This is a genomic window from Pseudomonas kulmbachensis (genome assembly GCF_963681935.1).
Lineage (GTDB): Bacteria > Pseudomonadota > Gammaproteobacteria > Pseudomonadales > Pseudomonadaceae > Aquipseudomonas > Aquipseudomonas kulmbachensis.
Genome location: NZ_OY817088.1, coordinates 3,506,398 through 3,522,063, shown reverse-complemented (window position 1 = coordinate 3,522,063; position 15,666 = coordinate 3,506,398). Strand labels below are relative to the sequence as shown.

The following is a 15,666-nucleotide window of genomic DNA, read 5'->3' as shown; positions in this document are numbered from 1 at the left end:
GGAGCTAACTGTGAAAGCATTTTTCAAGCTGGCTGTTACTGGCGTGCTATTCATATGTATGAATTTTTTTATTGGTTCTTCGTCCGCGCAGAATAAACAGGGCAGTGGCCGTGTAATGCTGGCTGGAGAAGTTGTTGATTCTGCGTGTGCGCTGGATGCAAAAAGTGCCTATCAAGTCATTGAATTGGATCCTTTGTCCATGGGGCGACTTATTCGTCAGGGCGAGGGTGAGCCTCATGTTTTTTTATTGCGTTTGGTCAAGTGTTCTTTGACTCGCCCTGACCCTTCCCGGCCAGGTACTTATTTGCCTGATTGGCAGCACCTCAGGGTGACCTTTGAAGGGCTGGCCGACAGTGGCGGGCGCCTGTTTGCCACTGTCGGTACCTCAACAGGTCTGGCCCTGCGTATTGCCGATATGCAAGGGCTGCAAAGTACGCCGGGAGTGTCGATGCCTCTGACGTCCCTTACCGGAGAGGATCAAGAGCTGCGCTACACCCTTCAACTGGTCGGCAATGGCCGCCCAATGGCTGTTGGTTCTCACCGAGCTGCGGTGCGTTTCCGGCTGGAGTATTTTTAAATGTACGGGCTGTTTACCTTGCGGGACTGCGCAGTCGCCAGAGCGATGCTGTGTACCGGGCTGATGTCGATTGCAGGCGGTGTATGGGCCGCCGAGGACATCCAGTTCAATACCGATATTCTTGATCTGAACGATCGCACCAACATCGACCTGTCACAGTTCTCTCGCGGCGGCTTTATCTTGCCGGGCACCTACCTGATGCAGGTACAGATAAACACGCAGTCGCAGCCTGAGCAGCGCATTGCCTTTTATCCCCCTGACGATGATCCCAAAGGCAGCCAGGCCTGTGTGTCTGCCGAACTGGTGGAGCAGTTGGGTTTGAAGAAAGATCAACTGACCCAGCTCACTTGGTGGAAAGGCGGTGAGTGCCTGGACAGCAGCAGTCTGTCGGGGATGGAAGTCAGTGGCGATTTGAGTACCTCCATGCTCCGTATCTCCATCCCTCATGCGTACCTGGAGTACAGCGCGCAGAACTGGGATCCACCCTCCCGGTGGGACGAAGGGGTGCCAGGCCTGCTGCTGGACTACAACCTGACGGCACAGTCGATCAGCCAGAGAAACACAGTAAGCCGCAACAACCTGAGTGGCAACGGCACTTTTGGTGCCAATGCGGGGCCCTGGCGGTTGCGGGCTGACTGGCAAGGTCGTATCGACGACGAAAACATCCGTCGTGAGCAACGGCTCGAGTGGAACCGTTTCTATGCATATCGGGCATTGCCTTCAATCCAGGCACGCCTGATGGTGGGGGAAAACTACCTGTACTCGGACCTGTTCGACAGCTTTCGTTTTACCGGCTTCGCACTCAGCTCCGATGACAACCAGTTGCCTCCCAACTTGCGAGGCTATGCGCCTGAGGTCGTGGGTGTTGCCAAAACCAATGCCAAGGTCACCATCAGCCAGCAGGGTCGGGTGTTGTATGAAACCTTGGTCGCGGCGGGGCCTTTTCGCATTCAGGATCTCAATGATGCCGTTAGCGGCAGTCTCGATGTGCGGGTGGAAGAGCAAGATGGCACTGTCAATTCATTCACGGTCGAGTCATCCAGCATTCCCTATCTGACTCGCCCCGGTACGGTGCGCTACAAGCTTGCCAGCGGTCGGCCGTCTGGCCTGCATGATGGAGGGCAGGGCAGCGTCTTTGGCTCGGGGGAGTTTTCCTGGGGGGTGAGTAACGGTTGGTCGCTTTATGGAGGGGGCCTTAGCGACAGCAACTACACGGCGTTATCACTCGGTGTAGGGCGCGATCTGCTGGCCTTTGGTGCGCTGTCATTCGATGTTTCGCGAGCCCGCACCACTGTGCAGGACGAATCGCTGTCCGGCAGTTCCTACCGTCTGAGCTATTCGAAGCGATTTGAGGAATACGACAGTCAAGTCTCCTTTGCGGGATACCGGTTTTCTGAAAAAGACTACGTGAGCATGAGCGAATACCTGAATGCGCGTCACTACGGCAAGCCTGTGGGGGGCAGCAAATCGCTTTATACCGCCACGTTCAACAAGCATTTTCGAGATGCCGGGCTCTCTGCTTACGTGACCTACACCGATCAGTCCTTTTGGGATCTCCCGAGCAGTAAACGCTGGAACCTGTCACTGGCGCGTTCTTTCAATATGGGGTCGGTCAAGAACATGAATATCTCATTGAACATGTTTAGAAATCAGGAACGAAACCAGCGCACGGGTACGCAAAATAATAATACCGGCATGTTTCTGTCGCTCAGCATGCCCTTGGGTAGATCTGGCAGCTTAAGCACCAGCGCCAGCAGTTCGCACAATAAAAATATGTATTCAGCGCGCTTCAGTGACCAGTTAGGTGAGCGCAGTCACTATCAACTGAGTGCAGATAACACCTCTGTCGGTGGTTATCTAAGCCATGTCGCTGATCATGCGGATTTGTCTCTGAGCGCCAGCCTGAAGGAAAACAACTACACCAGCCTCGGCATGTCTGCACGAGGCGGCGCCACACTGACCCCATACGGCGGGGCGGGGCATCGAAGCTCAGGTGTGGGTGGCACTCGATTGATGGTCGATACCAGCGGTGTGCCTGGGGTACCTGTGCGCGGCTATGGCCGCACAACGAGCAGTAACGCCTTTGGCAAAGCTGTGGTTCCGGACGTCAACAGTTACTTGCGCACAGCGGCCAGTGTTGACCTTGAAAACTTGCCGGCAAATGTTGAGGCGTCCCAGTCCGTGACCCAGTTGACCCTGACGGAAGGCGCCATTGGTTACCGCACGCTGGATGTGATTGCCGGCCACAAAGCTATGGCAGTGCTGCTTCTGCCTGATGGCAGCGTGCCGCCGTTTGGTGGCACGGTGAAAAATGAAAAACAGCAGGAAACCGGCATCGTCAATGACGGTGGCAGTGTCTATCTAAGCGGCATTCGGCCCGGGGAGAAGATGGTTGTCTCTTGGGGTGGTGTAGAGCGTTGCACGCTGGTAATGCCTGTCAATTTACCGGCCGACGGCTTAGCCACCACCCTGGATCTGCGCTGCCAGATGCTGATGCCTGATAACGCTGCACCCGCATCTGCATCGCGGATCCGGATTACTAACACAGAGATAACACCTTCATGATCAAGAAATTCAGCTTTGCACTCTCGGTTCCTGCCCTTGTGGCCATGTGCCTGATCAACAACGCCAATGCAGCCATTGGCCTTGACCGCACCCGAGTGGTGTTTGATGGCAGCAAAGAGGCCGTCAGCATGAACATCACCAACAACAACACACAGTTGCCTTATCTGGCCCAGGGCTGGGTAGAAGATGAGCAAGGCAACAAGATCACTTCACCGTTGATCGTGCTTCCGCCTGTCCAGCGCCTGGAGCCGGGCAAAAAAAGTCAGGTAAAAGTCCAGTCGTTACCGGCAATCAAGTCTCTCCCTCAGGATAGGGAGTCGGTGTATTACTTCAACCTGCGGGAAATTCCGCCCCGCAGTGACAAGGCCAACAGCCTGCAAATTGCCCTGCAGACCCGCATCAAGTTGTTTTACCGACCTGCCGCATTAGTTCAGAACCGACAAGAGCGGTCTGAGCCCTGGCAGCAAGAACTGACCCTTACCCGTGTCGGTGATCACTACCAGGTCAACAACCCCACCCCGTACTACGTCACGCTGATTGATGCCCGTCGCAGTAAAGACACGGAAACCGTCACGGATTTCGAGCCCCTTATGCTGTCGCCCAAAGGCTCATTGAAGTTGGGGGGAAGTGTTGCTGCGCTCGGCACTAAACCAAGGCTGACCTATGTGAATGATTTCGGTGGTCGTCCGACTCTGGTGTTCAGCTGTGCTGGCACTACTTGCAAGGTGGACGTGGCTGCGTCCTCGGTCAATGAGTAGCGCGCATCGGGCTTGCACGGTGACGGCCCTGAGCTGCCTGCTACTGGTGTCGAGTATTCATCAGGCCCGGGCCGGGGTGATCCACGGCATGAGTGGAATGCTGGATATCTCCGGCACACTGCACAACACCCCCTGTGCCCTGGACATGTCTTCGGCCTATCAGGATGTAGACCTGGGCAGTGTGGCTCGCAGTCAATTGCAGCGCCCGGGCGATCAGGCAACCCCCGTGGTGTTTCAATTGCGCTTTGTCGATTGCCAGCGCGCGTCGGGCAGCCTCCAGAGCGAGCGCACGGGCAATCTGGTATGGAGTGCCTCTCAGCCTGTGGTGTCGGTAGCCTTTGTGGCGCCAGCCGATGCGGATGATCCGCGGCTGGTCAAAGTGCAGGGGGTTACCGGTATGGGACTGCTGCTGACCGATGCCCTTGGACGGGACGCGGCGTTGGGCAATCGCGGCGAGCCTCTGTTCCTGCAGCATGGCAACGACACCCTGACCTGGCATGTGCAGCCAGTGCGCACTTCGGCTGTGCTGAGCAATGGCGCCTTTCAGGCGGCCGTTGATTTCAGGCTTGTCTATGAATAAGGGGGCAGCGATGAACATGTCAATAGATTGGCGGGCAGTAACCGCCTTGGGCAGCCTGTTGTTGCTCTGTTGTCAAAGTGCCTTGGCGGGCACCAGTGTGAATATCAGGGGGGTAGTCCTCGCACCTCCACCCTGCGTTATCAACGCAGCAGGCACGGTGAATGTATCTTTTGGAAGCGAGCTTCTGACGACTCGGATCAACGGCGTCAATTACGAAAAAGAGGTGCCTTACACCTTGACATGTAGCCAGCAACCCACCAATTCAATGACCCTGGAATTAAGGGGAACTGGCGCCGGGTTTGACGCTAAGGCCCTGGGTACCAGTAAAAGTGATCTTGGTATCAGGCTTATGGTTGGGGGAGAAGCTTGGCCCCTCAATACCACCGTGAACTTCACGCACCCCACCTTGCCAGCAGTGACGGCGGTTCTCGTAAAAAAAACCGGTAGCACCCTCACTGGCGGATCATTTTCTGCCACGGCTACATTAGTGCAAGCACTGCGATAAGAGGCAGATACTGATGAGACTCAAGCAACAATCTGTGCTTTTTGCCGTATGTGCCATTGGCTTTGGTGGCAATGCAATGGCCAACCTGACGTTCGAGGGCACCCTGATAGAACCCCCGCCCTGCACTATAAATAGCGGTGCCAGTATCGTTATCGACTTCGAGAAAATCGGCGTCAGAACTATCGATGGGGTGAACCACCGCAAACCGGTGAATTACACCATTACCTGTTCCCCTGGCACTCAGGCGTGGGAAATGGTCTTGAAGGTGACGGGTACGGCAACGCCTTTTGAATCGTCAGCCGTGCAGTCCAGTGTCACCGACCTTGGCGTCAGACTTCTGAAAGATGGAGTGCCGTTAGCACTCAACACACAGGTGCTGATTAATCCTGCAGAGCCACCGATGCTGGAAGCCGTACCGGTCAAGAAGTTGGGCTCCTCGCTGAGCCTAGGCGGGTTTACGGCCATGGCAACACTGCTGGCTGATTACCAGTGAGGACGGTGTCTCAGCAAGTGAATGCGGCCAGTGATAGGCAGATATTGAGTAATGGCGCCAATGTGATTGCTTTTAAGGTCGTTGTCAAAGCAGAGCCGCAGGCCATTACCAATCATTCAATAGTGCCCGGGTACTTTGCTGCCGTTTCGACTTTTACGTTGGGCTACCTTTAAAGGTGCGCAAATTTTGTAGTGCTATTTTATGTTGAAGAGATTTATATGAGATATCTAACTGGGTTGATGTTGTTTATGCTGGCTCATATTGCCAGCGCAGTAGAGTGTCGGGTAAATGGTAGCGCTTGGGCAGATGCGGAGAAACTTTCATTTAATGTATATGTCGATGTAAAAGCGAGTACTAGCCTCACCGATAAGGTTTTGCTGGATTACGCGATGGACTGCAGGCATAATTCGGCTACTAGTTCTAATCCCGTTCTAAAAATCTCCCCCCTTCCCACTTGGGGGGTCGTTTTGGCGTGGCCGTATGGCCGTCTCACGGGCGGATTAAGGTTTAACGATACTAATTACCCAATACCGGTAGCGTCCAATATTATACTCGCGACGCACAGAAATGAGCCGTATGTGAGTGTGGGGGGGCGAGCATATTTAAACATTACCAGGACGCCTGGTAATTATATGAATATCCAGTCGTCGGCGGGAGAAATCGCTAGAGTGAATTTGTTCATGCATTTCACTAATAATTTTGGCTCGAAGTCTTTCGATACGACTATCTTTATTTATCCACGTAACTCACTCAACTTGAACCCGTCAACCTGCACGATTAATGATGACAAGCCCATTGAAGTGGACTTTGGTTCGGTGGATCCTGTTGCGATCCCGGAATCGCCATATGATTCAACCAATAGTAGAGCTGTCGCTCTTAATTACTCATGCCCTGATCTCGGTATTACCACGCCCATACACATCATTTTGCAGGGTAGTGGCGCTTTGTTCAACTTGGGGGGGCTTGCCACCAGTAATACCGATCTTGCCGTCAGGATGGTGCGTAATAATGGTGGAGTACCTGTAGGACTTCCTTTCGCGACTAGTATCACCAACAGTTCAGGGGGGGATACGGTCGTGTTTTCTCTTTTTCGCAAACCCGGCAGCGTCCCTGCCGCCGGGCCTTTCACAGCGAGTGGCACGCTGGTGATGAGCGTGCCTTGAGTTTTTGAAGGATTAAGGCCTTGTGACATCACCGTGGGAGCGAGCCTGCTCGCGAAGGTCTCAAGAGCGTCGCGATTATCAGTAAACGCGCGCTATGGTTTATGGCCTTCGCGAGCAGGCTCGCTCCCTCAGAGGCACCTACTGGGTGAATCAGGGCGGGCTTTTGATTCTGATATGGCCATTGGCCAAAGTTGGAAGGGTTCTTGCAGTGGCAGGCTCTACGGCGCACATGGCGTCAAAAGTTTGCTAAAGGTTTGTCGCAATGTCCTTGGATCGCTCTCAGTTAATCAACACCGCACGCAGCGGTCTGGCCGGTTTGGGTCGAGGGCAATTGGGCGTGCCGTTGTTGTTGCTGGTGATGCTGGCAATGATGATGTTGCCAATCCCGGCGTTCCTGCTGGACGTGTTTTTTACCTTCAATATTGCGCTGTCGATTGTGGTGCTGTTGGTGTGCGTCTACGCCCTGCGGCCCCTGGATTTTGCGGTGTTCCCCACCATTTTGCTGGTCGCCACCCTGATGCGGCTGGCGCTCAACGTGGCTTCGACCCGGGTGGTGATGCTCCACGGTCAGGAAGGGCACGCGGCGGCAGGCAAGGTGATTCAAGCCTTCGGTGAGGTGGTGATCGGCGGCAACTACGTGGTCGGTATCGTGGTTTTTGCGATTTTGATGATCATCAACTTCGTGGTGGTGACCAAAGGTGCCGGGCGCATTTCCGAGGTCAGCGCACGTTTCACCCTCGATGCCATGCCCGGCAAACAAATGGCCATCGACGCCGACCTCAACGCCGGGCTGATCGATCAGAACCAGGCCAAGCTGCGCCGTCAGGAAGTCGCCCAAGAGGCCGAGTTCTACGGCTCGATGGACGGTGCCAGCAAATTCGTACGCGGTGATGCAATCGCCGGTCTGTTGATTCTATTTATCAACCTGATCGGCGGCATGGCGGTGGGTATCTTCCAGCACGGCATGACGTTCAGCGAAGCGGGCAAGGTTTACGCCTTGCTGACCATCGGTGACGGTTTGGTGGCGCAGTTGCCATCCCTGCTGCTGTCCACCGCAGCCGCGATCATGGTGACCCGTGCCTCGGGCTCCGAAGACATGGGCAAGCAGATCAATCGCCAGATGTTTGCCTCGCCCAAGGCGCTGGCGGTGTCGGCAGGTTTGATGGCGGTGATGGGGATTGTGCCGGGCATGCCGCACTTTTCCTTCCTGAGCCTGGCCGCCGTTGCCGGTGGCGTGGCGTACCTGATGTGGAAAAAACAGAGTGTGGTCAAGGTCCAGGCCCTGCAAGAGGTCAAGCGCCAGCAAGAGTTGCTGCCGTCGCCTGCCCGTGCGCAAGAGACCAAGGAGCTGGGTTGGGATGACGTGACGCCCATCGACATGATCGGGCTCGAAGTCGGCTATCGGCTGATCCCGCTGGTAGACCGCAATCAAGGTGGCCAGTTATTGGCGCGGATCAAGGGGGTGCGTAAAAAGTTGTCCCAGGATTTGGGCTTTCTGATGCCGACCGTGCATATCCGCGACAACCTCGACCTGGCCCCCAGTGCCTATCGCTTGACCCTGATGGGGGTGATTCTGGCCGAGGCCGAGATCTACCCGGACCGCGAAATGGCGATCAATCCGGGGCAGGTATTCGGCACGCTGAACGGGATTACCACCAAAGACCCGGCCTTTGGTCTGGAAGCGGTGTGGATTGAAGTCAGTCAGCGCAGCCAGGCGCAATCGCTGGGCTATACCGTAGTGGATGCCAGCACCGTGGTGGCGACGCACCTTAACCAGATTTTGTACAAACACTCCCATGAGCTGATCGGGCATGAAGAAGTGCAGCAGTTGATGCAGTTGCTGGCCAAGTCTTCGCCCAAGCTGGCCGAGGAGCTGGTGCCGGGCGTGCTGAGCCTGTCGCAGTTACTCAAAGTGTTGCAGGCCTTGTTGGCTGAGCAGGTGCCGGTGCGCGATATCCGCAGCATTGCCGAAGCCGTCGCGAACAATGCCCATAAGAGTCAAGATACTGCCGCTTTGGTTGCCGCTGTGCGCGTGGGCCTGTCCCGCGCCATTGTGCAAAGTATTGTAGGCGTTGAGTCTGAGCTGCCTGTGATCACCCTTGAGCCAAGGTTGGAACAAATATTGCTCAATAGTTTGCAGAAGGCCGGACAAGGCCAGGAAGAGGGCGTTTTGCTGGAGCCAAGCATGGCAGAGAAACTCCAGCGCTCGTTGATCGACGCTGCTCAGCGTCAGGAAATGCAAGGTAATCCAGTGATCCTGTTGGTGGCAGGCCCGGTACGCGCAATGCTTTCGCGCTTCGGCCGTCTGGCGGTGCCCAACCTGCATGTGCTGGCTTACCAGGAAATCCCTGACAACAAGCAGGTCACGATCGTTGCGACAGTAGGCCCTAACGGCTGAGGGTTTGGTTTATGCAAGTGAAGCGATTTTTCGCCGCCGATATGCGTCAGGCCATGAAGCTGATCCGTGATGAGCTGGGGGCTGACGCCGCCATTATTGGCAACCGCCGGATCGCCGGGGGCGTTGAGTTGACCGCGGCCCTGGACTACAAGCTGTCCGCGCTGGCACCCCGTGTCCCGAACATTGAGCTCGAAGAAGAACTGCGCAAGACCCAGTCGCGGATTGTCTCGGCCCAGGCCGAGTTGAGCCTGCGCGGCGAAGGCGAGGCGGGCGTTAACCGTCAGCTGTTTGCCGGTTTGCCGCTGACTGCCGCCGAGCCGTTGATCGAGCCGACGCTGGAAGAGCCGCCACGCCCTGCGCCTGCGCCCGTCGCACCGACGGTTGATCAGCGCGCATTCGACAATATGCGTCATGAGCTGAACGGTTTGCGTGAATTGCTTGAAGTGCAGCTCGGCTCGTTGGCCTGGAGCCAGTTGCAGGATGCCAAACCAGCGCAGGCCAATCTGTGGCGCCGCTTGCAGCGTATCGGTCTGTCCGGGCCGCTGTCGCGTGATCTGCTGGCCCAAGTGGCCGGTATCGAAGAGCCGCGCCAGGCCTGGCGAATGTTGCTGGCGCACTTGGCGCGGATGATCGCTACACCGGAGCTGGAGCCGCTGGAAGAGGGCGGCGTGATTGCGATGGTCGGGCCTGCGGGGATGGGTAAAACCACTACGCTGGCCAAGCTGGCGGCGCGTTATGTACTCAAGTACGGCGCGCAGAATATCGCTCTGGTGAGCATGGACAGCTTTCGAATTGGCGCTCAGGAGCAACTCAAGACCCTGGGCCGAATTCTCAATGTACCGGTGACCCACGTCGCTCCCGGCCAGTCGTTGGGCCAGACCCTCGAGCCGCTGGTGCGCAAGCGCGTGGTGCTGGTGGATACCGCGGGCCTGCAGGCCAGTGATCCGGCGTTGCGTTTGCAGCTTGAAAGCCTGGCTGGGCGCGGGATCAAGGCGCGAAATTATTTGGTATTGGCCACCACCAGCCAGAAACAGGTGCTGACGGCGGCGTACCTCAGTTACAAGCGTTGCGGGTTGGCGGGTTGCATCCTGACCAAGCTGGATGAGACAGCAAGCCTGGGCGAGGTGTTGAGCCTGGCGATCAGCAATGCGCTGCCGGTGGCTTATCTCACTGACGGCCCACGGATTCCGGACGACCTTCACTTGCCGCGTCGGCACCAACTGGTGAGTCGCGCAGTGAGTGTGCAGATGCAGGAAGAACCCAGCGAAGAAGCTATGGCAGACATGTTTGCCGATATCTATCACAGCCCTCCCAAACGGGTCGGCTGAGGCAGTCAAGATTACGTTGCAATGTACCTACATCGGATGGTCTGAAAATTTTGTTCCGCAGGGGAACGAGCAGCCATCGCATGTAGCCGCGTCTAAGTAAGACAAGGTAAAGAAAGATCATGGGCAGCATGCATCCCGTACAGGTGATCGCAGTGACCGGCGGCAAGGGTGGCGTCGGTAAAACTAACGTGTCAGTCAACTTGTCCATCGCATTGGCCGAGCTGGGCAGGCGCGTTCTGTTGATGGACGCGGACCTTGGGCTGGCAAATGTCGATGTCCTGCTGGGCTTGACCCCCAAATTTACCCTGGCCGATGTGGTCGAGGGTCGTTGCGAGCTGCGCGACGTATTGCTGCAAGGCCCCGGCGGAATTCGCATCGTGCCGGCGGCTTCGGGCACCCAGAGCATGGTGCATCTGAGCCCGGCGCAGCATGCCGGCCTGATCCAGGCATTCAGCGACCTTGGCGATAACCTGGATGTACTGGTGATCGACACCGCTGCCGGGATCGGCGAGTCGGTGGTCAGCTTTGTGCGCGCCGCCCAGGAAGTGCTGCTGGTGGTGTGCGACGAGCCGACGTCGATCACCGATGCCTATGCGCTGATCAAACTGCTTAATCGCGATTACGGGATGAACCGCTTTCGCGTACTGGCCAATATGGCCCAAAGCCCCCAGGAAGGGCGCAATCTGTTCGCCAAACTGACCAAGGTTACCGACCGTTTTCTGGATGTAGCCCTGCAGTATGTGGGTGCCGTGCCTTACGACGAGTGCGTGCGCAAGGCCGTACAAAAGCAGCGCGCCGTTTACGAAGCGTTCCCGCGCTCCAAGTGCTCGCTGGCGTTCAAGGCCATTGCGCAAAAAGTTGATACCTGGCCATTGCCCGCCAACCCCAGGGGCCACCTGGAGTTCTTTGTCGAGCGTCTGGTGCAGCAAGCAGGGGGGCGTTTTTAATGACGGCCAGCGGTTATCGCATGTACAGCAAGTCGTCGCGTGACACCCAGTATGAGCTGATCGAGCGCTACGCCCCTCTGGTCAAGCGCATTGCCTATCACTTGCTGGCGCGTTTGCCTGCCAGCGTGCAGGTGGATGACTTGATTCAGGCCGGGATGATCGGCCTGCTTGAAGTATCGGGCAAATACGACGCGAGCAAGGGCGCGAGTTTCGAGACTTACGCCGGCATCCGTATCCGTGGCGCGATGCTTGATGAAGTGCGCAAGGGCGATTGGGCGCCGCGTTCGGTGCACCGCAATACACGCATGGTCAGTGATGCAATTCGGGTAATTGAAGCAAAAACCGGTTGTGACGCTAAAGATCATGAAGTTGCGGCCGAACTCCAGTTAAGCCTTGATGATTATTACGCCATCTTGAATGACACCCTGGGCAGCCGCCTGTTCAGTTTTGACGACCTGTTGCAGGACGGCGAACACGAAGGGCTGCATGAAGATGGCGTGAGTGCCCACACGGAGCCATCGCGAGATCTGGAAGACGAGCGCTTCCAGGCCGCCTTGGCCGATGCGATTGCCCATCTGCCCGAGCGCGAGCGTCTGGTGTTGGCGCTGTACTACGACGAGGAGTTGAACCTCAAGGAAATCGGCGAAGTGCTGGGGGTCAGTGAATCCCGTGTCAGCCAGTTGCACAGCCAGTGCGCCGCACGCCTGCGTGCGCGTCTGAGCCAGTGGCGAGCGCACTGACGGGAACACGTGCACTTATTGTGGGAGCGGGCTTGCTCGCGATGGGATCGACACGGTGAATCAGAAAAACCGCGCCGCCTGCATCGCGAGCAAGCCCGCTCCCACAGTCGATTTGGGCGGTTTTTGAAAACGAATTGATTGAATGGCGCGTCCCCAGACAGGACGCGTTTAAGACTGCTTGGAGGTCGAATTGGACAAGAACATGAAAATCCTCATCGTTGATGATTTTTCAACGATGCGGCGGATCATCAAAAACCTGTTGCGTGACCTTGGTTTCACCAACACGGTCGAGGCGGATGACGGCACCACGGCGCTGCCGATCCTCAACCTGGGGCAAATCGACTTTTTGGTGACCGACTGGAACATGCCGGGCATGACCGGTATCGAGCTGTTGCGCCACGTGCGTGCAGACGAAAAACTCAAGCACTTGCCAGTGCTGATGGTGACAGCTGAAGCCAAGCGCGAGCAGATCATCGAAGCGGCCCAGGCCGGAGTTAACGGTTATGTGGTCAAGCCATTCACGGCTATCGCACTCAAAGACAAGATCGAAAAGATCTTTGATCGCATCGGTTGATCGGTTGCCTTGGGGGCGCTATGGAGCATAAAGAATCCACACAGGGTGATTTTGAGTCGACCCTGAAAAAACATGCTCACGAATTGGTCGAAAGCCTTGAAAGAGGCCAATTTGGCGATGCCGTGCAGCTGATTCACGAACTTAACCAGACTCGCGACCGCGGGCTGTATCGCGAAGTCGGCAAGCTGACCCGCGAGCTGCACAGCGCAATAGTCAATTTTCAGATTGACCCGGGAATGCCGCAAGCCGAAGAAGTGTCGCAGATCACGGATGCCACTGAACGTTTGGCCTATGTTGTGAAACTCACTGAAGCGGCGGCCAATCGGACCATGGACCTGGTGGAAAACAGCACGCCGCTGGTCAACGCAATGGGGCACGAAGCCAAGGCCTTGAGTACGGACTGGGGGCGCTTTATGCGTCGTGAAGTCGGTGCCGAGGAGTTTCGTGAGCTAGCGCGTCGGGTTGACAGTTTTTTGACGCGTAGCGAAACGCAAAACAGCATCGTCTCCAGCAACCTGACGGACATTTTGCTGGCTCAGGATTACCAGGACCTCACCGGTCAGGTGATAAAACGTGTGACGCAATTGGTCACGGAAGTTGAAAGCAATCTGCTCAAACTGGTGCTGATGGCCAGCCAGGTAGATCGCTTTGCCGGGATCGAACACGATCGCGATGCACTGCGTGCTGAAAATAATTCGCAAAAAAACCAGGCCAAGGGTGAAGGTCCGCAGATTCATGCCGATACACGTAATGACGTCGTATCCGGTCAGGATGATGTAGACGATTTGCTGTCCAGTTTAGGTTTTTAGGTCTTGAAGAGGCACGGGCGCTGTTGCCCGGCGTCCACGAGCCTATATCAAGGAGCACGTACATGAGCTTCGGCGCCGATGAAGAAATCCTTCAGGATTTTCTGGTTGAAGCCGGCGAGATTCTAGAGTTGCTGTCCGAACAACTGGTTGAGCTGGAAAGCCGACCGGATGATGCGGATCTGCTCAATGCAATTTTTCGCGGTTTTCACACTGTAAAAGGGGGCGCCGGCTTCCTGCAGCTCCATGAGTTGGTGGAGTGCTGTCACATCGCCGAAAACGTCTTCGACATCCTGCGCAAGGGTGAGCGCAGCGTCGACGCGGAGCTGATGGACGTGGTGCTCGAGGCCCTGGATGCGGTCAACGGCATGTTCAGCGAAGTGCGCGAGCGCAGCCCGGTCACCGCCGCAACCCCTGAGTTGCTGGAAGCGCTGGCGCGTCTGGCCGAGCCTGCGGCTGCGCAGGTTGTCGTTGCACCCGTACCTGAGCCAGTGATGGCTGCCGCCCCGGTGAGCGATATCACCGACAGCGAATTTGAACAGCTGCTGAATTCGCTCGACGCGGTCAAGGCTGCTGCGGCAGAACCTGAACCGGTCACCGCGCCAGAGATCACGGCCAGCGACGAAATCAGCGATGCCGAGTTTGAGTTGCTGCTTGACCAGTTGCATGGCAAGGGCCAGTTTTCCTCGGCCGCTGCGGTGGTTGCCGCCGAGCCTGAAGAGGTGCCTGCTGCGCCAGCCGAAGTGAGCAATGAAATCACCGATGACGAATTTGAAGCCTTGCTCGATCAGTTGCATGGCAAGGGTTCGTTCAATACCGATGCGCTGGAAACTGCGACTGTAGCGCCTGTGGCTATTGTCCAGGAGCCTGCTGGCGATCCGAATCTGATCAGCGATCACGAATTCGAAGCCTTGCTCGATGAGATGCACGGCAAAGGCAAGTTCAGTGCTGATTCTGCTGCGGTAGTGGCTGTGGTTGCGCCGGTCAAACCAGTGCCGGCTGCGCGTCCGGCCCCGGCCCGTGCTGCTGCACCTGCGGAAAAACCGGTCGCCTCCGAGGCCGAAACCACGGTGCGGGTGGATACCGCACGGCTCGATGACATCATGAACATGGTCGGCGAACTGGTGCTGGTGCGTAACCGTCTGGTGCGCCTGGGCCTGAACAGCCATGACGAGGAAATGGCCAAGGCGCTGTCCAACCTTGACGTGGTGACCGCCGACCTGCAAACCGCAGTGATGAAGACCCGGATGCAGCCGATCAAGAAAGTATTCGGTCGCTTCCCGCGGCTGGTACGTGACTTGGCGCGTCAGCTGAAAAAAGAAATCAGCCTGGAGTTGGTGGGCGAAGAAACCGACCTGGACAAAAACCTGGTCGAAGCCCTGGCCGATCCGCTGGTCCACTTGGTACGCAACGCGGTCGATCACGGTTGCGAAACCCCGGAAGAACGCGCAGCCGCAGGCAAACCGAGCTGTGGCCGGGTGATTCTGTCCGCCGAGCAGGAAGGCGACCATATCTTGCTGTCGATCTCCGATGATGGCAAAGGCATGGACGCCAATTTCCTGCGCTCCCTGGCCGTGAAAAAAGGCCTGATGGACAAGGATGCAGCTGATCGCCTGAGCGAGAGCGACTGCTACAACCTGATTTTTGCGCCGGGCTTCTCGACCAAAACCGAGATCAGCGATGTGTCCGGGCGTGGCGTGGGCATGGACGTGGTGAAAACCAAGATTGCCCAGCTCAACGGCTCACTGAGCATTGAGTCAGTCCTGGGGCGCGGCTCGAAAATCGTGATCAAGGTGCCGTTGACCCTGGCGATCATGCCAACCCTGATGGTGATGCTGGGCAACCAGGCATTTGCCTTCCCGCTGGTCAACGTCAACGAGATTTTCCACCTTGATCTGTCACGCACCAACGTGGTCGACGGCCAGGAAGTGGTGATCGTGCGCGACAAGGCGCTGCCATTGTTCTACCTCAAGCGTTGGCTGGTAGCCTCGGCCGCCCATGAAGAGCAGCGCGAAGGGCATGTGGTGATTCTGTCGGTCGGGACCCAGCGCATCGGCTTTGTGGTCGATCAGTTGGTCGGTCAGGAAGAAGTGGTGATCAAACCGTTGGGGAAAATGCTCCAGGGCACGCCAGGCATGTCGGGCGCCACCATTACCGGTGATGGCCGTATTGCCTTGATTCTGGATGTTCCGAGCATGCTCAAGCATTACGCATCACGGCGTATTTGATTCT

The 15,666-nt window shown here is 56.8% G+C and carries 14 protein-coding genes; all 14 read left to right on the top strand.

The genetic code is table 11. The annotated features are described in order from the left end of the window. The first annotated feature begins 10 nt into the window (after positions 1-10). Entirely contained in the window at positions 11-577 is a 567-nt protein-coding gene (locus U5A05_RS16315) for a fimbrial protein (RefSeq protein ID WP_321833930.1), read from the top strand. Next, positions 578-3,142, top strand: coding sequence for an outer membrane usher protein (locus U5A05_RS16310; RefSeq protein WP_321833928.1), 2,565 nt, complete (start codon positions 578-580; stop codon positions 3,140-3,142). Then, on the top strand, positions 3,139-3,900 hold the full coding sequence (locus U5A05_RS16305) for a fimbria/pilus periplasmic chaperone (RefSeq protein ID WP_321833927.1): 762 nt from the start codon (positions 3,139-3,141) through the stop codon (positions 3,898-3,900). Before U5A05_RS16310 ends, U5A05_RS16305 begins: the two co-directional genes overlap by 4 nt. Beyond that, complete coding sequence (locus tag U5A05_RS16300; RefSeq protein WP_321833925.1) at positions 3,893-4,480, top strand: fimbrial protein; 588 nt, start codon at positions 3,893-3,895, stop codon at positions 4,478-4,480. Before U5A05_RS16305 ends, U5A05_RS16300 begins: the two co-directional genes overlap by 8 nt. Then, positions 4,434-4,985 (top strand): fimbrial protein, encoded by a 552-nt coding sequence (locus tag U5A05_RS16295; protein WP_321833922.1) that lies wholly within the window; start codon positions 4,434-4,436, stop codon positions 4,983-4,985. The genes U5A05_RS16300 and U5A05_RS16295 overlap by 47 nt, the downstream gene beginning before the upstream one ends. A gap of 13 nt (positions 4,986-4,998) precedes the next feature. After that, positions 4,999-5,478, top strand: coding sequence for a fimbrial protein (locus U5A05_RS16290; protein WP_261738956.1), 480 nt, complete (start codon positions 4,999-5,001; stop codon positions 5,476-5,478). A 632-nt stretch (positions 5,479-6,110) separates the two neighbouring features. Further along, on the top strand, positions 6,111-6,641 hold the full coding sequence (locus tag U5A05_RS16285) for a fimbrial protein (protein WP_261738955.1): 531 nt from the start codon (positions 6,111-6,113) through the stop codon (positions 6,639-6,641). A gap of 268 nt (positions 6,642-6,909) precedes the next feature. Beyond that, positions 6,910-9,039, top strand: coding sequence for a flagellar biosynthesis protein FlhA (flhA, locus tag U5A05_RS16280; RefSeq protein ID WP_321836525.1), 2,130 nt, complete (start codon positions 6,910-6,912; stop codon positions 9,037-9,039). 11 nt (positions 9,040-9,050) lie between these two features. Beyond that, positions 9,051-10,367 carry a flagellar biosynthesis GTPase FlhF gene (gene flhF, locus U5A05_RS16275; protein WP_261738954.1) on the top strand — a complete coding sequence of 439 codons (1,317 nt, stop codon included), beginning with the start codon at positions 9,051-9,053 and terminating at the stop codon, positions 10,365-10,367. A 119-nt stretch (positions 10,368-10,486) separates the two neighbouring features. Next, positions 10,487-11,314 (top strand): flagellar synthesis regulator FleN, encoded by an 828-nt coding sequence (fleN, locus tag U5A05_RS16270; RefSeq protein WP_016781547.1) that lies wholly within the window; start codon positions 10,487-10,489, stop codon positions 11,312-11,314. Further along, the gene (fliA, locus tag U5A05_RS16265) at positions 11,314-12,054 is read left to right on the top strand and encodes an RNA polymerase sigma factor FliA (protein WP_261738953.1); all 741 of its coding nucleotides are present in this window, start codon (positions 11,314-11,316) and stop codon (positions 12,052-12,054) included. The genes fleN and fliA overlap by 1 nt, the downstream gene beginning before the upstream one ends. Before the next feature lie 202 nt (positions 12,055-12,256). After that, positions 12,257-12,628, top strand: coding sequence for a chemotaxis response regulator CheY (locus tag U5A05_RS16260; protein WP_261738952.1), 372 nt, complete (start codon positions 12,257-12,259; stop codon positions 12,626-12,628). A gap of 20 nt (positions 12,629-12,648) precedes the next feature. Further along, positions 12,649-13,437 (top strand): protein phosphatase CheZ, encoded by a 789-nt coding sequence (locus tag U5A05_RS16255; RefSeq protein WP_261738951.1) that lies wholly within the window; start codon positions 12,649-12,651, stop codon positions 13,435-13,437. 62 nt (positions 13,438-13,499) lie between these two features. Beyond that, a complete protein-coding gene (locus U5A05_RS16250; protein WP_321833917.1) occupies positions 13,500-15,662 on the top strand; it encodes a chemotaxis protein CheA in 2,163 nt (720 codons plus the stop codon). The last annotated feature ends 4 nt before the right edge of the window (positions 15,663-15,666 follow it).